The sequence below is a fragment of the Melghiribacillus thermohalophilus genome, assembly GCF_004342905.1.
Classification (GTDB): domain Bacteria; phylum Bacillota; class Bacilli; order Bacillales; family Alkalibacillaceae; genus Melghiribacillus; species Melghiribacillus thermohalophilus.
This window is the reverse complement of sequence record NZ_SMAN01000005.1, coordinates 44,973-65,894: the sequence shown is the minus strand read 5'-3', so window position 1 is coordinate 65,894 and position 20,922 is coordinate 44,973. Positions and strand designations below refer to the sequence as shown.

Below are 20,922 nucleotides of genomic sequence, written 5' to 3'. Positions count from 1 at the left end.
GCTCTACATTGTCTGTCAATAAAGACTCGCCATACCAGGATTTTTTAAAAAGTTTGTTGCTGATCCTTCCGTTATAGCAATCCAGGTTCAGGACGGGAGCATGCTTTGAAGTTTTCTGTACAATGTTGAATTCTTCAGGCCAATTCCGCATCACGGCAGCGTTTCCTGTCCCACTGGGCCGAAGTGGACCCCTTATGCTTTTCTTATTCATCCATGAATCCTCTGAATCAATTCCTTCAGTTATGTATACAATCCTTTTTCCTACAGGCATCTGAATAGCCCAAAATATTGTCTGAATATTTACCCACTTTGATAAATATGAATGAATTAAAGATTGTTCCAGGAGGTGGTCATTCGTCATACTTTATACCTTTGAATATTTTTAGCTTAAAAGCATGAGGAGGTGCTCCTTTTCAAATGAATGTTCGTCAGGAGTTAAGTGAAAAGCAAAAAGAATACTGGAAGAAAAATTTGCGCCTGATCATTGGCTTATTGGTCATCTGGTTTTTGGTTTCGCTGTTTGCCGGCATCATCATGGCTAAACCATTCAGCAATATCCCGTTTTTTAATCTTCCTTTGTCGTTCTGGTTTGCCCAGCAGGGGTCTATCATCTTTTTTGTCATTTTAATTTTTTATTATGCCAGGAAAATGGACCAGCTTGACGAGCAATATGATGTGAAAGAAGTCATTTTAGCAAACAAATCCGGCACAGAGGAGGATGATTCATGACCACTGAAGGCATTACCCTAACCCTGGTACTCATTACCTTTGCCATTTATATTTATATTGGCTGGTGGTCCAGGGTTAAAGATACGAGCAGTTTCTTTGTTGCAGGCAAAGAAATTCCTGCAGTCGCTAATGGTGCAGCTATTGCAGCAGACTGGATGTCAGCAGCTTCGTTTATTTCCATGGCAGGACTCATTTCCTTTCTGGGATATGACGGGACGATTTATTTAATGGGTTGGACTGGGGGATATGTATTGCTGGCTCTATTATTGGCCCCCTATTTAAGAAAGTTTGGAAGATATACAGTGCCTGATTTTATTGGGGATCGCTATTATTCAAACGGGGCGAGGGCAGTGGCTGCCATTGCTACCGTATTTATATCTCTTACGTATGTAGCGGGACAGATGCGGGGCGTTGGCATTGTATTTAGCAGGTATCTCCAGGTCGATATTGCAGTCGGCGTGTTCATCGGTATGGCGATTGTTGCCTTCTTTGCCGTACTCGGTGGAATGAAAGGGATTACATGGACACAGGTTATCCAATATTTTGTGCTCATCATTGCCTTTATCATACCAGCTGCAGCCATTTCCTTGAAATTAACCGGCAATCCAGTTCCCCAGCTTGGATTTGTCTTTTCAGACATCGCAAAAAATTTAAGCGAATTACAGGTTCAGCTCGGTCTGAGCGAATATTTGAAGCCCTTTGAAAATTTATCAGCTATGAATGTATTTGCGATTACCCTTGCATTGATGATCGGGACTGCCGGATTGCCGCATGTCATCATCCGCTTTTATACCGTGAAGGATGTCCGTTCAGCACGTTGGTCAGCGGGATGGGCCCTTATTTTCATTGCACTGCTATATACAACCGCTCCCGTAATCGGCGTTTTTGCCAAGTATAACCTCATTAACAGTTTTAATAACGAAGCCATTGAGCAGGTTCGGGAAATCAGCTGGGTGTCTAAATGGGAGGAAACGGGTCTGTTACAGCTGGATGATAAAAATGGGGACGGCACATTATCATTTTCCAGTGACCCTGATACAAATGAAGTAATTATTGACAGGGATATCATCGTTCTATCCACGCCGGAAGTTGCGGAGCTATCCCTCTTCATTATAGCACTGGTTGCTGCAGGTGGTCTGGCTGCCGCTTTATCCACAGCATCAGGATTGCTGCTTGCTATGTCCAGTGCGGTATCTCACGATTTGTATTACCGAATCTTCCGACCGGAAGCATCTGAAAAACAAAGACTGGTTGTTGGAAGATGGATGATCTTTCTTGCTGTTATTGTAGCGGGATATTTCGGGATTAAACCGCCAGGGTTTGTTGGAGAAGTGGTGGCCTTTGCCTTTGGACTGGCAGCCGCCAGTTTGTTCCCGGCGATTTTCCTCGGAATTTTTGATAAACGGATGAACCGGGAAGGTGCCATCTGGGGAATCTTATCCGGATTAACCTTTACACTTGTGATGATCATGCTCATGCGATCAGTGCAAATTTTTGGAACAGAAGCCCAGATTTTAGACAGTTTCCTTGGCATTAATGCTCAGGGTATCGGAGTGGTCGGAGCGATCATTAACTTCATTGTATCGTTTGTCGTATCACGAAGAACACAGGCTCCACCTGAGGAAATATCCCGAATGGTTGAAGATATCCGAGTGCCAAAGGTGATGGATCAGACAGATTAATGGCAGAGTGCTCATTGAAAAAAAGGGGCTGTCATCTCAGCCCCTTGCTTCCTCTTATAAAGTGGAAAGGAGGTTTTCCATTTGTTTGTAACTGTTCTGTTCGCTGTGACAACTCTTGTGTTATTTATCGTTCATCCATATTTGGATCTTGTGGTGTTAAAAAAAGTATTTGGTATTGCATTATTTCTGGAATTATTCTATCTTATCGGATCCTATTTATCAGGCTGGCCATTTCCCACTCCAGAAGTGATTATCCAGCTCATTATTGTAGTGGCATTGGGAGTAGCACTTGGTGTGATATTTTCAAAAATTTGGCCGCTCCCGGATCGAAAAGGCATGGAACGAATGGCAAGAACCATTTTAATCGTCATACCGGCTCTTGGCCTGGGGGTAGGTCTCCAATTGATTTTACAGGGTCAATCGGCAACTCAGGCGATCTATCTGATCTTTGCTTTATCGGCATGGCTTGGCTCCGGACATTTTGTGAAAAGAAGAATTTAGGTGAAAGAATGTACGATCAAAATGGACAAGCTTTAAAAGTGCTTATAACTTTGAAAATTACACCCGGGCCAAACATGTCGCCGTTAAATGGAGTCATTTCATCAAAGTGAGCAAAAACGTAAAAATAAACCCCCACAAGTTTTTCAACCTCTTTTATCGTTTAGTTTGAAAAAAACAATATACTTCATAAAAAAGAAACTCGCAGCAGAGGATAAAAACATGGCCAGGCCTTTGGCGATATTGTTAGTGATCCAGTGGGATATGGGCCATAATTCCAGAACCGAAACCCCGACAATAAATACCGTATTGCTGATCAGAAGGCTGACAATAGCCTGACCAACAAAATATATTTTTTCCCTTGTATTAAACTCCGCATGTTCCCGAAAGGTCAGCCTGGAGTTCCAGATATAACTGTTCGTTACAGCCAGGGAATAGGCAATGGTGTTGTACAGCAATAGCATTCGTTTATCTGTTGTCGGCCAGACTATCAGGAAAAGATTTAATGTACCGATGTCCACCAGGGCATTCATGACACCGATCACACTAAAATGAGCTACCTGAAGCATCCCCTTTAACCGGCTTTTTCTGGGCATGTTATTCACCTGTCAGGGGGATTCTGTTATATCCCCTCCGTTTTTGTAACACCTGGTAATAAAATTGCAGCAATTGTTCAGAAGGCCTGTACCACCCATATTGCTGTCCAGTTTGATATGCTTCTCTTGCGATTTGTTTTCTAAACATATCATTTTTCATGGCTAATACGGATTTTTTAAAGCTTTCAGGAACTTCAGGATCATAGAGGAGCCCGTTTTCTCCATCTCGAATCTGTTCACAGGTCGGGCCGCTTTTTGCGGCAACAACGGGAAGCCCCGATGCCATCGCCTCTAAAATAACCAGCCCGAGTGTTTCTGTGGTAGAAGGAAACACAAAACAATCAGCAGAAGCATAGGCTTTTGCTAGTTCGTTTCCGTGAAGAAAACCCGTAAAAACCGTGCGGGTACCATGAAAATGCCTTTCCAGTTGCTGCCGATGAGGGCCGTCCCCTACAATGGCGAGACAAAATTCATCTGTTGCCGTCAAAATATCTTTTATTTTTTCGATCTCTTTTTCAACAGCCAGTCTTCCCACATAAAGCAATAATTTTTTATGGGGTTGTCCATCAGTTAACCGTTCACGCATAGTTAGATCAAATCGTTCCGGACTGAATAAATCAACATCTACTCCCCGCTCCCATACACGAACATGGTGAAATTTTTTTTCTTCTAATTCCTTTTTGATGGTCAGGGATGTACAAAGATTAAGATCTGCTTTGTTATGTAACGTCCGGAAATACCACCATAAAACGGGCTTTAAAAATGGAAGATGGTAGTAATCGGCATACTGAGGGATTCGGGTATGGTACGAGGCAACTAATGGCAAATGTAGTTTGCGACTGTAATAAATACCGGCTACTCCTAAAACAGCCGGGTTTACCACATGAACCAGGTCTGGCTGGAAATCCTCTAAAATTTTTCCTGTCAGCCGCCTGGGAAAAGCCAGTTTTTTATCTTTGTACAAAAAGAAGGAGCGGGCAGGAATACCGGCTACTCTGGCTCCCTCGAATTCATGTATGCCAAGATCCGGGGCAATGATACAAACGTCATGCCCCTGTTTTTTCAACCATTTTATGGATGCAGTGAGTCGTGTCACAATTCCATCTGTATTGGGTAAAAATGTTTCAGTGACGATGGCTATTTTCATAGGTATCTCTCCTGTTAATTCCAGGTTATGTCTGGCATAACATTCTTTCTAATCACCCGGTCTTTATATTTCATCACTGCATGCAAAATTTCACGAATTACATTATCTGTCAGTAGGGTTGGTTCTAATCCGAGATCCTTCAGCTTTGTATTTTTAGCATGATAATAATGTTCCTCTAATTCAACCCGGGGATTTTCAATATGAGCAATATTAACCTGCAGTCCTTCTTCTTCGGCAACCTTTTTTACCTTTTCAGCCAAATCGAAAACTGAGAATTCTTCAGTAAACTGGTTAAATACACGGAATTCTCCGCGGTCTGCAGGGTTTTCAGCTGCGATCTCGATACATCTTACGGTATCACGGATATTTAAGAATCCTCTGGTCTGTCCGCCTTTACCGTATACCGTTAAATCATGCCCGATCGCTGCCTGGATGATAAAACGGTTTAATGCTGTACCAAAGACAGCATCATAATCCAGGCGGTTGATGAGTACAGGGTCCATCTGGGTTTCATCGGTGTGAAGACCATATACAACTCCCTGATTCAGATCCGTTGCCCGTAAGCCCCATGCTTTGCAGGCAAACATAATATTATGGCTGTCATGGACTTTGGACAAGTGATACATGGACCCAGGCTGTTTTGGAAAAGGAAGGACATCTTCACGCCCTTTATGTTTAATATGGATGTAACCTTCTTCAATATCAATGTTAGGAGTTCCGTATTCGCCCATGGTTCCCAGCTTAATTAAGTGGCAATCGGGAACAATTTCTTTCATGCCATAAAGCACATTCAACGTACCCACAACATTATTGACCTGAGTAAATACAGCATGTTCCCGGTCAATCATCGAATATGGAGCTGAGCGCTGTTCAGCAAAATGGACAAAAGCATCCGGCTCAGTCTGTTTTAATACTTCTCGCAAGAAGTCATAGTGGTTCAAGTCACCTATGTAAATATTGATTTTTTTGCCGGTTAACTGGTACCATTTATTCACCCGTTCTTCCAGCGAAGCGATTGGGGTCAGAGAGTTTGAATGAATTTCCTGGTCCCATTTTCTGCGGATTTTGCTGTCAATGATGGATACTTCGTGTCCCAGATTAGACAAGTGAAGGGCAGTCGGCCATCCGCAGAAACCATCGCCGCCGGCAACAATCATTTTCATGTCATATCCTCTCCTTTCCATTATTCCAATAATTGAGTTTGATTATTACTTTTAGGTAAGAAAAGATGTATGAAGATTTAAGGACGATCTCATTTTTTTTCATTTTGGCTGCAAATCTTTTATACATACTTCATGTATATGAAAAAATACATCCTGTTTGCTCATAAAAATTCGTATATGTGTTATGATGTTATAAATTAAACGAAATAAAATTTTTACACGATTTACGGGTGACTGGTAAAATAATAAAGAATGTAATCTAGTTATCGGAGATTTTGATGATGAGGTGCAGCATATGAAACAATCTAAAACGCTAACTGAAGGAGCTCTTTTTGCAGGCATATATCTCGTACTTCTACTGATCACCTTTTTTATTCCCTTGATTGGGTTTTTATCATTTTTTTTGCTTTCGGTTCCATATATAATTTATGGAGCAAGACATGGTTTAAGACCTTCTGTTGTTCTGTTTTTGGCAACTGTCCTTTTTTCTGTATTATTTGCAACCATCGTTTCTGTACCTGTGACTGTATTTGCAGGTCTTGGCGGAATAGCGACTGGCGTTTTCATTTATCATAAACGATCTCCGTATGAGGCCTGGGCAGGGGGAGCTGTCAGTTTTACCCTGGGAATTGTGATCGTATATGTGGCACTGGAGTGGCTATTTCAAATCAATTGGTATGATGAACTTCAACACATGCTGGAGACTTCTGTCGATCAAACCAAAATCATGGTCGAGCAATTTGGGGGCGAAGTTTCAGAGGAACAAATGAATCTTCTGGAATTACAGATCCAGCAAATGCTTTACTTATTTCCGACAGGCATTGCTCTTTTCGGAATTGTCTTTGCTTTTATTTCCCAGTGGATTGGATATAAAGTATTAAAACGTCTGGGTGGTGATTCAACAGATCACTTTCCCCCTTTTAAACGGTTTACGTTGCCATCTGCTCTGCTATGGTATTATTTAATTGCCATGGTCGGTATGTGGATGTTCAATGAACAGGGCAGCATGTTTCACCAGGCAGTTGCTAATGTATATACATTGACCGGTTTATTAATTGCTTTGCAGGGTATATCCTTTATTTTCTACTGGATTGACTATAAGAAATGGCCTAAAGCCATACCGGTGGTCGTCATATCTGGTATCATTTTATTTCCTTTTCTCTTTCTTTATCCCGTTCGAATTTTAGGTATAATTGATATAGGCTTTCATTTAAGGGACCGTCTCGAATCGGGCGGTAAATAATTTTGTTCTTTCATTGGGAGATGACGTTCATGTCAAACTTCTTGAAAAAAACTACTGTAAATGGTCATTTATGGTTCATTTACAGCATCTCTATCGTCTTGCTTCTATTGTTGTTTTATTTCCAGTGGGTGTTAGGTCTGGTCATGACCTTGCTTTTAGGTCTGGCCATCTATAACAGCATCCGCACAGAAAAATATCTGCAAAATGAAACAGAGGAATATATTTCTACACTTTCCTATCGGGTAAAAAAAGTTGGAGAAGAAGCCCTGCTGGAGATGCCCATTGGAATTGTCCTGTTCAGCGAGGATTATCAGATTGAATGGGCAAATCCGTATGTGAACCAATTTACTGAGGAAGATACCTTTGTTGGCAAATCCCTTCAGGAACTTTCAGATAACTTAATTCCTGCAATTAAAGAAGATAAAAAGGAAATTTCCCTGAACCTGGAAGACTACGCTTTTCAGGTATTCATTAAAAAGGAAGAGCGATTGCTCTATTTTTTTGACCGCACAGAACAGAATCAAATTCAGCATTTATATCAAAACGACCAAACGGTTCTGGCCATCATTTTCCTGGATAACTATGAAGAATTAACGCAGGCAATGGATGACACATCAAAAAGTCACCTGAACTCCGAAGTGACATCGATTTTAAACCGCTGGTCGAATGAGCACGGTATTTATTTAAAGAGAACTTCTGCCGAGCGGTTTCTGGCGGTGATGAACCAGGAAATTTTAAATAAACTGGAAAAAACAAAATTTGAAATTTTAGATGAAGTGAGGGAATTGATTTCAGATAAAAATGTCCCCCTTACATTAAGTATTGGAATCGGTAAAGGGAAAGCCTCCCTTCCGGAACTCGGTGAACTTGCCCAGTCCAGTCTGGATCTGGCTCTTGGTCGAGGCGGGGACCAGGTAGCGATAAAAGATGAGAGCGGAAAAGTAAGCTTTTTTGGTGGCAAAACGAATCCAATGGAAAAACGTACTCGTGTACGGGCGAGGGTGATTTCCCACGCTCTGAAGGAACTGGTGGCTGAAAGTGATAAAGTGCTGGTTATGGGGCACAAAAATCCAGATATGGATTCCATCGGCTCGGCTATTGGCATTCTTAAAATCGCCCAGGCCAATGGCAAAGATGGCTTCATTGTTTTTGATCCAGATGGAATGAATGCAGGCGTAGAAAAGCTGATCAATGAGGTCAGGAAAGATGAACATCTCATACAGTGGTTTATTTCTCCTGATGAGGCAATGGAAATTGTCACAAAACATACGCTGCTGGCGGTGGTCGATACCCATAAGCCGCAAATGGTGATGGAAGAGCGTCTTCTGTCAAAGACAGAACATGTAGTGGTCATTGACCATCACCGGCGAGCAGAGGAATTCATTCATGATCCAACTCTTGTATATATGGAACCCTATGCGTCATCTACAGCTGAACTGGTAACGGAATTATTGGAGTATCAGCCGTCGTCTATAAAGCTCAATATGCTGGAATCTTCGGCTTTACTCGCAGGCATTATTGTAGATACCAAGTCATTCACGCTAAGAACAGGATCCCGCACGTTTGATGCTGCATCTTATTTGCGTTCGAAAGGTGCTGATACAGTTCTTGTTCAAAAGCTGATGCAGGAAGATCTCGAAACATATATAAAGAAAAATAAACTCATAGAGAGAACCAGTATTTATCGGGATTGTATTGCGATTTCAAAAGCAGGCGAAGGAGAAATATACGGCTCTGTAACCATTGCCCGGGCTGCGGATACCCTTTTGTCCATGAATCGAATTAAAGCTTCGTTTGTGATCGCTGAACGGGATGACGGAAGAATTGGTGTAAGTGCCCGTTCCCTGGGGGATGTCAATGTGCAAGTCATTATGGAAAAAATGAACGGCGGCGGTCATCTGACCAATGCCGCAACTCAGCTTGAAGATACAACGATTGAGCAGGTGGAAGAACAGTTAAAAGAGATTATAGATGAATATTTTGAAGGGGGAGATGATGAAAAATGAAAGTAATCTTTACCAGAGATGTAAAAGGAAAAGGGAAAAAAGGCGAAGTGAAAGAAGTATCGGAAGGCTATGCACGCAATTATCTGCTGAAAAACAATCTGGCTGTTGAGGCAACCAAAGGGAACTTAAAAGCCCTTGAAGCCCAGAAGAAAAAACAAAAAGAACAGGAAATGGAAGAATTAAATGAGGCAAAAAAATTAAAGGAAAAAATCGGGAGCTTAACAGTGGAGATTTCAGCAAAAGCAGGTGATGGTGGCCGTCTTTTTGGTTCTGTCACCAGCAAACAAATCGCAGATGAATTGAAGAAGAAACATAACATCAACATTGATAAGCGAAAAATCGAACTCGACCAGCCGATCCGTGCTCTAGGATATACCAATGTACCGGTTAAGCTTCACCCGGAGGTTACAGGCACCATCAAAGTACACATAAAGGAACAATAATCCTCTCATAGAAGAAGGAGGAAACCTGATTGAATGAATTAGTATTAAATGACCGGACGCCTCCTCATAATATCGAGGCTGAACAGGCAGTTCTAGGTGCCATTTTTTTAGAGCCGGAAGCTATTGTTACGGCATCTGAAACTCTTTTGCCCGAGGACTTCTACCGCACGAGTCACCAGCGCATTTATGAAGCCATGCTCAATCTATCAAATAAAGGCGAACCGATTGATCTTGTAACCGTAACGACGGCCTTGTCTGATGCAAAGATGCTAGATGAAGTGGGCGGGGTATCCTATTTAAGCGACCTGGCCAATTCCGTACCTACCGCTGCCAATATTGAGTATTATGCGAAAATCGTAGAAGAAAAGTCTACGTTACGGCGATTGATTTCCGCAGCAACGAATATTGTGAAAGCAGCCTATGATGAAGAAGATATTGAACAGGTTCTGGACGATGCGGAGCGTTCGGTTTTAGAAGTTTCCAACCGTAAAAATACAGGGAATTTCAAGAATATTAAAGACGTCCTTATTGACGTTTATGACAATATAGAAAAACTGCACCATCATGATAATGAAATCACCGGGGTACCTACTGGTTTTAAAGATTTAGACCAGATCACATCCGGTTTTCAGAAAAATGACCTGATCATTATTGCTGCCCGCCCATCTGTTGGGAAAACGGCTTTTGCTTTGAACATTGCCCAGAACGTTGCCATCCATGCTCAAGAAAATGTAGCGATTTTCAGCCTCGAGATGGGAGCGGAACAGCTTGTGATGCGTATGCTGTGCGCTGAAGGAAATATTGATGCACAAAGACTGCGTACGGGACGGCTTGAATCAGAAGACTGGGGCAAGCTCACGATGGCCATGGGGAGTCTTTCCAATGCAGGAATATTTATCGATGACACCCCCGGCATAAAAGTGAGTGAAATACGTTCGAAGTGCCGGCGTCTGAAACAGGAACACGGCCTTGGATTAATCTTAATTGACTATTTACAGCTGATTCAGGGAAGTGGACGTAGTCGCGAAAACCGGCAGCAGGAAGTTTCTGAAATATCTCGTTCCCTTAAGGCTCTTGCCAGAGAATTAAATGTGCCATTAATTGCGTTGTCCCAGCTTTCCCGCGGAGTAGAGCAGCGTCAGGATAAGCGGCCGATTATGTCAGATATCCGTGAATCCGGAAGTATCGAGCAGGATGCCGATATTGTAGGATTCCTTTACCGTGATGATTATTACAATAAAGAATCTGAAAAGGAAAACATCATCGAAATTATTATTGCCAAGCAGCGGAATGGCCCTGTTGGGACAGTGGAGCTGGCATTTGTGAAAGAATATAATAAATTTGTAAACCTGGATAGGCGGTACAGTGAAGAAGAAATCCCGCCGGCTTAACGCAATCAACCAACCAGGCCTGCTGAACAGGTCTGGTTGGTTTTTACGTGAAAAACGAAGATTTGTGCAGGTGCCAATATGTGAAGAAAAAATAGAGGATATACAAAACTTGAATAGTGCATGAGTGGTTATAAATTCATGAAAAACCGTTTTAAAATACCAATTATTTGCCCAACACAGCTGTTTTTCGAACATTTATTCAAATTTGTTATTAAACGTTCGGGTATTTTATTGACTTTTAACGGTTTACATTGATAAAATATTCATGTTGTATGTCGTTAAGCAAATGTTTCGGAGGTGTCCCGTTATGACAACGGCCGTAGTTGTAGGAACCCAATGGGGAGATGAAGGAAAAGGAAAAATTACCGATTTCCTCTCTCAGCAGGCTGATGTTGTTGCAAGATATCAAGGAGGCAACAACGCCGGTCATACCATTCAATTTGATGGAGAAACGTATAAATTGCATTTAATTCCTTCAGGGATTTTTGATCATAAAAAAGTATGTATTTTAGGAAACGGTATGGTCATTCATCCTAAGGCATTACTGGAAGAACTTCAGTATTTGCACGAACGGAATATTTCGACCGATCACCTCAGGATCAGCAACCGGGCTCATGTGATTCTGCCGTACCATATCAAGTTGGATGAACTGCAGGAAGAAAAAAAAGGTGACAACAAAATCGGGACAACGAAAAAAGGTATTGGTCCCGCATATACGGACAAAGCAGCTCGTATGGGGATCCGAATGGCTGATCTTCTGGATAAGGAAACTTTCCGGAAAAAGCTTGAAGAAAATCTGGCAGAGAAAAATGCATGGTTTGAAAAGGTGTATCATTCCGAAACATTAGATGTAGATGTCATTTTTGAGGAGTATTTTGAATATGGTCAAAAGCTTGCTCCGTATGTCTGTGACACATCTGTTTTATTAAATGATGCCATTGACGAAGGAAAACATATTCTTTTTGAAGGTGCCCAGGGTGTCATGCTCGATGTTGATCAGGGAACGTACCCATTTGTGACGTCCTCCAACCCGACGGCAGGTGGAGTTACAGTCGGTACAGGGGTCGGCCCTACAAAGATTCACCGGATTGTGGGTGTTTCGAAAGCGTACACTACACGTGTTGGGGATGGCCCATTTCCAACTGAATTGAACGATGAAATTGGGGATCAAATCAGAGAAGTTGGCAGAGAGTACGGAACCACGACCGGGCGTCCCCGCCGGGTAGGCTGGTTTGATGCGGTGGTTCTCCGTCATTCTAAACGGGTTAGCGGCATAACAGACCTGTCACTAAATTCCCTTGATGTTTTAACCGGACTGGAAACCTTAAAAATATGTGTGGCGTATGAATACGATGGAAAAGTAATGGAAGAGTATCCGGCCAATTTAAATGTGTTGGCTCATTGCAAGCCCATATATGAAGAAATGCCTGGCTGGAATGAAGATATTACAGGAGTACAGTCTATCGATGAACTCCCGGAAGAAGCACGCCACTATTTGAAACGTGTTTCGGAACTGACGGGTATCCCGATTTCCATTTTTTCCGTGGGTCCTGACCGCAAGCAAACAATTGTACTCAATAATATTTATGAATGATAATTGAAACGGCCGATCTTCTGAAAAAAGGAGGTTCGGCCGTTCATTCTGTTATTGGTACCCGTTTATCTCACAGGATTTTTTGTCGATATATATAAAAAATATATTGCAATCCTTTTCATGGCGTGGTACTATAGGTCTCGTCCGAATCATTCATACAACTTGATAAATAACCGTGGTCCGGTAGTTCAGTTGGTTAGAATGCCTGCCTGTCACGCAGGAGGTCGCGGGTTCGAGTCCCGTCCGGACCGCCATTTTTTGTGTTTTGAAATAAGAACAGGCAAATAGGTGCCAGAAGCGGCAAACTTAGCGTGAATTATATTTTATAAAGTGAAAATATGGCTCGGTAGCTAACCGTAAACATCCGTGAGGATCATCATCGTAGGTTCTGCGAGAAGCGGAATACTTCTTTGAAAAGCTTACCCGCTTTGAGCACAGTCGGTAGAGCACGTCCGAGTAAGCTTCCAGGGAAAGGCATCAGCGCACCACGCGAGCTGCTGCTTGACATGACTTACTGAGCGTGGGGTGAAGGACTGAAAATCGTGCGAGTTGCAATTCAATAATTTTTTTTATTATGGCTCGGTAGCTAACCGTAAACATCCGTGAGGATCATCATCGTAGGTTCTGCGAGAAGCGGAATACTTCTTTGAAAAGCTTACCCGCTTTGAGCACAGTCGGTAGAGCACGTCCGAGTAAGCTTCCAGGGAAAGGCATCAGCGCACCACGCGAGCTGCTGCTTGACATGACTTACTGAGCGTGGGGTGAAGGACTGAAAATCGTGCGAGTTGCAAATTCAATAATTTTTTTTATTATGGCTCGGTAGCTCAGTCGGTAGAGCAAAGGACTGAAAATCCTTGTGTCGGCGGTTCGATTCCGTCCCGAGCCATCTATTCAGCAGGGCTGGAATCCAGTTCCTGCCTTGTTTTTAATGGAGTCCCTTCTGATTGGACAAGTATCTTACACGGTGAAATATGTCGTGAATACAATAATGATAGAAAATGACGCAGTTTGTAATCATTTTGTTACAAAGCACATGGTAGATATTGTTAAAAGAGAGATATTAGTGTTATTTTACACTAATAAAATAGTTTTTCATCCAGGACCTGCATAAAAATGGAATTTATTATACAAGTATGTTACATATCCCCTGATTCTGTTTCTTTCACACTTGCAGTTATGGTAGATTAATAGAGTGAAGAAATATCGCTTATAACATATCGGAATCTATAAATGAAATGGTTTAGTTGCCGGGAGGTCTGGTCGTGGGTATCAAAAATAAGGATAGGTCATTCATGGAAAAGTCAACTGAGAGCTCGAAGTCCAATTTTTTGAAAAAGACAGTGATTACTTCCTGTCTGGTCGTTGGTGTTACCGTCGGTTCTGCCTATGCGGACACCCTGGAGGACCAATTTCCCCGCATATACCATGTATATGTTGATGGGGAATTTGTCGGAACGGTAGATGATCAAAAAAAGGTGAAAGATTTCATTTCTCAGCAAATAAATGAAGCAGAAGAATCACACTTTACCGATCTTGAACTAACAATAGCAGAAGAAGTTTCATTTGTCCCTGAAATGGTATTTCGTCCATCATACAATAATCAGGAAGTCATTCAAAAACTAGAAAGCGAACTTTCATTTCAGGCAAACGCTGTAAAACTGGAAGTGGATGGAGAACTGGTCGGATATCTCAAAAACGAAAGTGCTGTGGAAAAAGCGCTCAGAAAAATAAAAGAAAAATACGTTCCAGAAAATGTTTTAGAAATCATTGAAGATCCAGCATACAATCTAAAAGAAAATCAGGTTGAATCAGATTCATCTAAAATACTAGACGTGTCTATTGACCAAAAGGTTTCAGTATCAAAGGAAAAAGTAGATCCAAATGAATTGCTGACCGTAGAACAAGCCGTAAAGATGCTAGAAAGAGGAACACTTACAGATAAAGTACATACGATCCAGAAAGGTGAAGTACTCGGGCAAATCGCAAATAAATACAACCTCAGCATAGACGAAATTTTGGAATTAAATCCAGAATTAGATGAAGATAGCATTCTCCATATCGGGGACAAAGTAAATGTTACCGCACATGAACCTTATATTGACGTAGTAGTCGTGGAAGAAAAAATAGTGGAAGAAACCATTGACTATGAAGTAGTTTATGAAGAATCTGATAAGCTCTACAAAGGAGAAACCCGGATTAAGCAGCAGGGTCAAGAAGGAGCCAAAAAGGTTCACTACAAAATCACTGAGAAAAACGGAGAAATTGTAAAAAAAGAAGTGCTTGACGAAAAAGTGATTTCTGAACCCGTTAAAAAGATTATTGTAAAAGGTACAAAAGTTGCCCCTTCCCGCGGTGACGGACAGTTCAGATGGCCGACTGCAGGAGGCACTGTGACCAGTCATTTAGGCTGGCGCTGGGGATCATATCACAAAGGAATTGATATTGCCGGTGTCAGCAATCGTTCTATCTATGCTGCTGATAATGGTGTTGTTACCTTTGCAGGCTGGGACGGAGGATATGGAAAGAAAATTGTTATTAACCATAACAATGGTTTTAAAACCATATATGCCCATCTATCTTCCATAAATGTTAGAGTTGGTCAGACAGTAACAAAGGGTTCCGTTATTGGTACGATGGGATCAACCGGCAACTCAACGGGCGTGCATCTGCACTTCGAAATTTACAAAAACGGCCAGCTACAAAACCCTCTTAACTATTATTAATATATTCGTCTTTTCATAAAATATGTTACGGATGTTAACCCTTGCTATCAAACATAGCAAGGGTTTTTTTAAAGAGATGAAAGGTATGATCAATTTATGCAGATATGTCCCCCTATGAACGGGATAAGACAATTTAAAAAAAATACGATAAAATAAGGACAGGTTTAACCCTGAAAGGATGAATCATGATGAGTGTGAAAATTTTAGTGGTGGACGATGAAAAGCCAATTGCAGATATACTAGAATTTAATTTGAAAAAAGAAGGATATCAAGTCGTGTGTGCATACGACGGAACCACAGCCCTTCAGCTGACAGAACAGGAAAACCCTGATTTAATCCTGCTTGATATCATGCTTCCGGAAAAAGACGGACTGGAAGTATGCCGGGAAATTCGAAAAAAATATAATATGCCGATCATTATGCTTACGGCAAAAGATTCAGAGATTGATAAAGTACTGGGTCTGGAGCTCGGGGCTGACGATTATGTGACGAAACCGTTCAGCAATCGGGAGTTAATTGCAAGGGTTAAAGCAAACCTCCGGCGTCACCAGCAACAGGATATGGATACCAATGGCAGAGAAGTTCAGGATATAAGAGTAGGGAGACTGGTCATTCATCCAGATGCCTACACAGTAACAAGGGATGGAACAGAAATAGAACTAACCCAGCGGGAATTTGAGCTTTTATATTATTTGGCCCGCCATATCGGACAGGTGATGACGAGGGAGCATCTGCTGGAGACCGTCTGGGGATATGATTATTATGGTGATGTGCGTACAGTTGATGTAACGATTCGCCGTTTGCGGGAAAAAATTGAGGAAAACCCTAGCAATCCCCTCTGGATCGTCACGCGACGTGGTGTTGGCTATTATTTGCGAAATCCGGATGTGGAGCAATGATGTATGAAAAAAAAGATGAAATTTTTCCAGTCGATCCAGTTTAAATTTATCCTGATTTATATCCTGCTGCTTTTGATTGCCATTCAAGTCATAGGCGCATATTTTGCCCGGCAAATGGAAAATCAATTGCTGGAAAATTTTTATGAGAAAATGAATGGTCATATTCAACTGATGGCTTATAATCTGGAACAATCATTTGCAGAAGGGCAAAAGGAAGAAGATACCTTGCAGCAGGAAGTGTACGACATTTTAACGGATTTCGACTCCAATGAAATATCCGAAATTCAAGTGATCAACAATAATAGAAAAGTTCTGGCTACGACCAACCAATTTGATCAGAGTATAGTCGGCAAGAGGACAACGAACTCTAATGTCAAATTTACACTGCTCGTGGGGGCAAAAGACAGGGAAATACTTCTGAATCCACAGACCGGCTATCGGACACTTGTGATGACCTATCCCATATATACCAATCAGCCTAATGAAATAGCAGGAGCGATTTATTTAGAAGCTAATCTAGAAGGGGTTTATGAACAGCTGGAAGACATTAATCGAATATTTGTAAACGGTACTGTTCTGGCTATATCTATTTCAGCATTAATCGGAATTATTGTGGCCAGAACGATTACGAAACCAATAGCCGAGATGCGCCGGCAGGCTCAAGTCATGGCTAAAGGGGATTTTTCGAAAAGAGTGAACGTTTACAGTACCGATGAAATCGGACAGCTGGCCATCACGTTTAATCATTTAAATAGCCGTCTAAAACAGGCTCATGCAAACACAGAAGGGGAACGAAAAAAATTGAGCTCTGTTTTGTCGAATATGTCCGACGGAGTTGTAGCTACTGATTCGGCCGGCCATATTATTTTGATGAATGCTCCCGCTGAAGCGCTCATCGGGAAATCCTTCCAGGAAGTTCAGGGAAGATCACTGCTGGAAGTTCTTAACCTGGAAAGTGAACTTTCCAATATCCAGAGCATTCAAGAGACTGGTTCCATCATTGTTGATTTCAGCAAGGGTGACCACCATTTAATCTTAAAGGCAAATTTCTCGGTTATTCAGGGTGAAAACGAGGACATCAAAGGATTCATTACCGTCTTAAGTGACGTAACAGAACAGGAAAAAATAGAACGGGAGCGAAAGGAATTTGTTGCAAATGTATCCCATGAACTGCGTACTCCGCTAACGACAATCCGCAGTTACCTCGAAGCGTTGACGGAAGGGGAAACCTGGAAAGATGAAACGATCGCCCCGAAATTTTTAAATGTAACCCAAAATGAAACGGAACGCATGATCCGTCTGGTCAATGACCTTTTACAGCTGTCTAAAATGGATAATAAAGATTACCAGCTGAATCGGGAAAAAGTAGAGTTTGTTCAGTTTGCTCATCACATTGTCGACCGTTTTGAGATGAATAAAAAAGAAGGCATACAGTTTAAAAGGGTTTTCCCTAACAAAAAAATCTATGCTTGGATGGATAAAGATAAAATGACACAAGTCATGGACAACATTATTTCAAACGCCCTGAAATATTCTCCTGAGGGCGGTACAATTACGTTTCGGATAATCCAGCAACGAAATATGTTGCGTTTTCATGTTTCTGATGAAGGAATGGGAATACCGAAAGATCAGGTGGATAAAATTTTTGAACGCTTTTACCGGGTGGATAAAGCAAGATCCAGACAAATGGGCGGAACTGGACTGGGTCTGGCTATTGCCCGGGAAATGATTGAAGCACACAGAGGAAAAATCTGGGCCGAGAGTGAAGAAGGGAAAGGGACGACAATCACGTTTTCCCTTCCGCTCTCAGAGCCGCTCAGGGGTGATGCTTCGTGAATGTGGAGCGGATGAAGACAATCGTTCTGACTTTTTTAGTTGCCTTAAGTTTAGTGTTAACCGTTGCTCTCTGGAACTATCAGCCGAAATATTATGATGAAATAGAAAATACGGATTATTTGTACGAAACAAAACTGAATGGACAGACAAAAAAAATAGAAGAACTGATTACGCCATACCGGGTTTTGTTTCGCGAAAGTGACGGGCTATATGGCCTGAAAGATCACAGTGATTTAAGCATCATCTTTTCAGAAATACAAAAGTGGCAAATTGATGAGGTTGATTACTATACGATATCCGGGCGCGAAGTAAAAAAGCCGAATGTAGAAATTGCCTTTCCAACCGAGCTTCCTTTAACCGTTCTCCAGACTATGTTTACGCTTGAGGAAAAGGAAACGTTTCCTGACTGGGAATTTGACAGAATCATTTTCCGGTTAGTCAATCAGCAGCAGGCGCTTGAGGTCATTTTTGCTTCGTCCCACCATGATCAAACGTTAAATGCAAAGATCCAGAACAGTGAAGCTTACGCCTATCTGGAGAGGTATTTTATAAATAAAGATTTATTGATGGAAATGATTTCATTTACCGTTAATGGTCAGGATCCTTTTTACTTGCCCGCGGCAGAAATAGAACTGCCTAAACGAACGTTTACGGTCAATAAACTTCAGACAAAACCAATGATCAATATTCTTTTTTCTGATCCTAGTCTTGTGGAGACATCCATCACGAGTTTTGGGGAGCGAAATTATACAGACGGAAACAAACAGCTAAGTGTCTATAATGACTATATGTATTTTGTTAACCCCCTCACATCTGATGATCACGACGTGGACAAACAAAATATGATTAGAAGAAGCATCAATTTTGTCAATGATCATCAGGGATGGACCAATGAATTTCGCCTCACATCGATGGATGAAGTGGAAAATACCATTGAATATCAAATGACAGTCGATTACTATCCTGTGTTTCATCCATCTGACTTTAGTGTGATCGAGATTGAATGGAAGAACCAGCAGATTCACGCCTATAATCGGCCTTTAATGAAACTGGCAACCCTTTTTCACAGTGACGGTCAAAAGGAGACCCTGAGTTCGGGTTATGCTGTTATGGACTATCTGGAAAATCATCAAGATCAATATGATCCGTTTTTAATAGAAGATATTCAAATTGGCTATACCATGAAAGCAAGAGAAGGCATAAGCCATATCATGTCATTAGAACCAGAATGGTATATTAAATATAATGGGAGATGGCAGCTGCTCTTCTCTCATGAGGAACAGGGGGAGGAGACTGATGCAGTGGGGACAAATTAAAACGGTATTTATTATCTCATTCCTCGTTCTGGATATTTTTTTGCTGCAGCAGTTTCTTGACAAACGAAATACAGATATGGCCTTTATTTCGGAACCGACGCTAGAAGAATCTCTACAGGCAGAGGAAATTGATTACAGCCAGATCCCAAAAGAAAGTACAGAGGTTTCATATATTACAGCCAGACGCCATCAATTTACAAAAGAAGAATTAGAAAGCCTGGGAAATCAGTCCATTGTGATTGCGAATGGGGAAACCATTTTTTCAGAATTGGACGAACCACTCCCTATTAAAGAGGGCGAGGGAATGAAAGAATCCCTGGAAAGAATGAAGGCAAATATGGCTTATGGCGATCAATATGTTTTCTGGTCCTGGAATAAAAACGAGGACCGCAATGTCATGATACTTTTTCAGCAATATGATGACAAACCTGTATATTATAATGGCGGAGGGCTGATTCTCCTTTTATTGAACGAAGATAATGAGGTACTCTATTACGTTCAGACGATGCTGGATGACATTCAGACGGAAAATAAAGAGCAGGAAGTTCAACCCCTGAAGGCAATCGAATCCCTGTATCACAATAATATGCTTAATTCAGGTGATCAAATAACCAAAATGGAGCTTGGATATTTTACCCTTATACCGCTGGATAACGGTATACAAGTGTTTTCCCCCACCTGGAAAGTCAATATCAATGATCAGAAAAGCTTTTATGTGAATGCCATAGAAGGACAAATCATCGAAACGGATGAGACTACATTTATTGATGAGATGTTAGAAAAATACTTGATCAAAATCGATTCAACAAGCTGGAGTGAAGAGGAATGACATTACATTTTAGTGTGCTGGCATCGGGGAGTACGGGAAATGCATTTTATATCGGAACAGAAAAACAAAAATTGCTGGTCGATGCCGGTTTAAGCGGAAAACAGATGGAACGCCTTCTGAATGAAATTGATGTAAACCCCTGTGATCTGAATGGGATCCTGGTAACTCATGAACATAGTGATCATATTAAAGGTCTGGGGATTCTTGCTCGCCGCTACGAGCTGCCGATTTATGCGAATGAAAATACATGGAAGGCAATGGAAGACCAGATAGGAGAAGTGTCAGTTGATCAAAAGTTTATTTTTGAACGGGGCAAAACGAAAACGTTTGGTGATATAGACATTGAGTCTTTCGGTGTTTCCCATGATGCGGCAGAGCCGATGTTTTTTGTTTTTCATCACAACCGAAGAAAAGTCGCCCTGGTGACAGACCTCGGCTATGTATCGGAACGGATTAAAAAAACCGTAGAAAACGCAGATGCCTATATCTTTGAAGCAAACCATGATGTAGAAATGCTCAGAATGGGAAAATATCCATGGAATGTTAAGCGCAGAATATTAAGTGATAAAGGACATGTATCCAACGATGATTGTGGATTGGCCCTTACCGAAATCATCGGCAATCAAACGAAACGAATTTACCTGGCTCATTTAAGTCAGGATAATAATATGAAAGATCTGGCGAGAATGTCTGTCTCCCAGATCTTAAAACAACACGGATTTCAGGTGGAGCAGGATTTAGAACTTCATGATACAGATCCTAAGACACCTACGCCAATCTATAATGTAAGTTAAGTTCTATAAAAAATGGGCATAAATGATAGTAAA

General features: G+C 41.5%; 17 protein-coding genes and 2 tRNA genes. 16 read left to right on the top strand and 3 right to left on the bottom strand.

All coding sequences use genetic code 11. The features are described 5' to 3' along the window. Nucleotides 1-417: 417 nt before the first annotated feature. The 3 genes from EDD68_RS05935 (at nucleotide 418) to EDD68_RS05925 (ending at nucleotide 2,912) form a co-directional block, all read left to right on the top strand. Complete coding sequence (locus EDD68_RS05935) at nucleotides 418-729, top strand: DUF4212 domain-containing protein (RefSeq protein WP_132371337.1); 312 nt, start codon at nucleotides 418-420, stop codon at nucleotides 727-729. After that, nucleotides 726-2,411, top strand: coding sequence for a sodium:solute symporter family protein (locus tag EDD68_RS05930; RefSeq protein WP_132371336.1), 1,686 nt, complete (start codon nucleotides 726-728; stop codon nucleotides 2,409-2,411). Before EDD68_RS05935 ends, EDD68_RS05930 begins: the two co-directional genes overlap by 4 nt. An 81-nt stretch (nucleotides 2,412-2,492) precedes the next feature. Beyond that, a complete protein-coding gene (locus tag EDD68_RS05925) occupies nucleotides 2,493-2,912 on the top strand; it encodes a hypothetical protein (protein ID WP_132371335.1) in 420 nt (139 codons plus the stop codon). A 143-nt stretch (nucleotides 2,913-3,055) separates the two neighbouring features. On the opposite strand, the gene EDD68_RS05920 is transcribed toward EDD68_RS05925, so the two are convergent. Genes EDD68_RS05920 through EDD68_RS05910 form a run of 3 tightly spaced genes read right to left on the bottom strand, consistent with a single transcriptional unit; the run spans nucleotide 3,056 to nucleotide 5,815 of the window. Continuing rightward, complete coding sequence (locus tag EDD68_RS05920) at nucleotides 3,056-3,505, bottom strand: GtrA family protein (RefSeq protein WP_132371334.1); 450 nt, start codon at nucleotides 3,503-3,505, stop codon at nucleotides 3,056-3,058. 1 nt (nucleotide 3,506) lies between these two features. Next, a complete protein-coding gene (locus tag EDD68_RS05915) occupies nucleotides 3,507-4,652 on the bottom strand; it encodes a glycosyltransferase family 4 protein (protein ID WP_132371333.1) in 1,146 nt (381 codons plus the stop codon). Between the two features lie 14 nt (nucleotides 4,653-4,666). Beyond that, nucleotides 4,667-5,815, bottom strand: coding sequence for an NAD-dependent epimerase/dehydratase family protein (locus tag EDD68_RS05910; RefSeq protein WP_132371332.1), 1,149 nt, complete (start codon nucleotides 5,813-5,815; stop codon nucleotides 4,667-4,669). A gap of 295 nt (nucleotides 5,816-6,110) precedes the next feature. Here EDD68_RS05910 and EDD68_RS05905 point away from each other — a divergent pair, with 295 nt between their 5' ends. The 13 genes from EDD68_RS05905 to EDD68_RS05845 all read left to right on the top strand — a co-directional run bounded on the left by EDD68_RS05905 (nucleotide 6,111) and on the right by EDD68_RS05845 (nucleotide 20,889). After that, nucleotides 6,111-7,058, top strand: a complete 948-nt coding sequence (locus EDD68_RS05905) for a YybS family protein (RefSeq protein WP_132371331.1) — start codon at nucleotides 6,111-6,113, stop codon at nucleotides 7,056-7,058. Between the two features lie 29 nt (nucleotides 7,059-7,087). Further along, complete coding sequence (locus EDD68_RS05900) at nucleotides 7,088-9,064, top strand: DHH family phosphoesterase (RefSeq protein WP_132371330.1); 1,977 nt, start codon at nucleotides 7,088-7,090, stop codon at nucleotides 9,062-9,064. Beyond that, nucleotides 9,061-9,507, top strand: a complete 447-nt coding sequence (gene rplI, locus EDD68_RS05895; RefSeq protein WP_132371329.1) for a 50S ribosomal protein L9 — start codon at nucleotides 9,061-9,063, stop codon at nucleotides 9,505-9,507. The genes EDD68_RS05900 and rplI overlap by 4 nt, the downstream gene beginning before the upstream one ends. A gap of 29 nt (nucleotides 9,508-9,536) precedes the next feature. Beyond that, on the top strand, nucleotides 9,537-10,898 hold the full coding sequence (gene dnaB, locus EDD68_RS05890) for a replicative DNA helicase (protein ID WP_132371328.1): 1,362 nt from the start codon (nucleotides 9,537-9,539) through the stop codon (nucleotides 10,896-10,898). 307 nt (nucleotides 10,899-11,205) lie between these two features. After that, nucleotides 11,206-12,492 (top strand): adenylosuccinate synthase, encoded by a 1,287-nt coding sequence (locus EDD68_RS05885; protein ID WP_132371327.1) that lies wholly within the window; start codon nucleotides 11,206-11,208, stop codon nucleotides 12,490-12,492. Nucleotides 12,493-12,669: 177 nt separating this feature from the next. Next, nucleotides 12,670-12,746, top strand: a tRNA-Asp gene (locus tag EDD68_RS05880). Nucleotides 12,747-13,305: 559 nt separating this feature from the next. After that, nucleotides 13,306-13,378, top strand: a tRNA-Phe gene (locus EDD68_RS05875). A gap of 406 nt (nucleotides 13,379-13,784) precedes the next feature. After that, complete coding sequence (locus tag EDD68_RS05870; protein WP_132371326.1) at nucleotides 13,785-15,215, top strand: M23 family metallopeptidase; 1,431 nt, start codon at nucleotides 13,785-13,787, stop codon at nucleotides 15,213-15,215. A gap of 188 nt (nucleotides 15,216-15,403) precedes the next feature. Then, a complete protein-coding gene (yycF, locus tag EDD68_RS05865) occupies nucleotides 15,404-16,114 on the top strand; it encodes a response regulator YycF (protein WP_132371325.1) in 711 nt (236 codons plus the stop codon). A gap of 3 nt (nucleotides 16,115-16,117) precedes the next feature. Then, nucleotides 16,118-17,950 carry a cell wall metabolism sensor histidine kinase WalK gene (walK, locus tag EDD68_RS05860; RefSeq protein WP_132371324.1) on the top strand — a complete coding sequence of 611 codons (1,833 nt, stop codon included), beginning with the start codon at nucleotides 16,118-16,120 and terminating at the stop codon, nucleotides 17,948-17,950. Beyond that, nucleotides 17,947-19,266 (top strand): YycH family regulatory protein, encoded by a 1,320-nt coding sequence (locus EDD68_RS05855; protein ID WP_132371323.1) that lies wholly within the window; start codon nucleotides 17,947-17,949, stop codon nucleotides 19,264-19,266. Before walK ends, EDD68_RS05855 begins: the two co-directional genes overlap by 4 nt. Beyond that, on the top strand, nucleotides 19,247-20,095 hold the full coding sequence (locus EDD68_RS05850; RefSeq protein ID WP_165902076.1) for a two-component system regulatory protein YycI: 849 nt from the start codon (nucleotides 19,247-19,249) through the stop codon (nucleotides 20,093-20,095). Before EDD68_RS05855 ends, EDD68_RS05850 begins: the two co-directional genes overlap by 20 nt. Then, on the top strand, nucleotides 20,092-20,889 hold the full coding sequence (locus EDD68_RS05845; RefSeq protein WP_132371321.1) for an MBL fold metallo-hydrolase: 798 nt from the start codon (nucleotides 20,092-20,094) through the stop codon (nucleotides 20,887-20,889). The genes EDD68_RS05850 and EDD68_RS05845 overlap by 4 nt, the downstream gene beginning before the upstream one ends. Nucleotides 20,890-20,922: the final 33 nt, after the last annotated feature.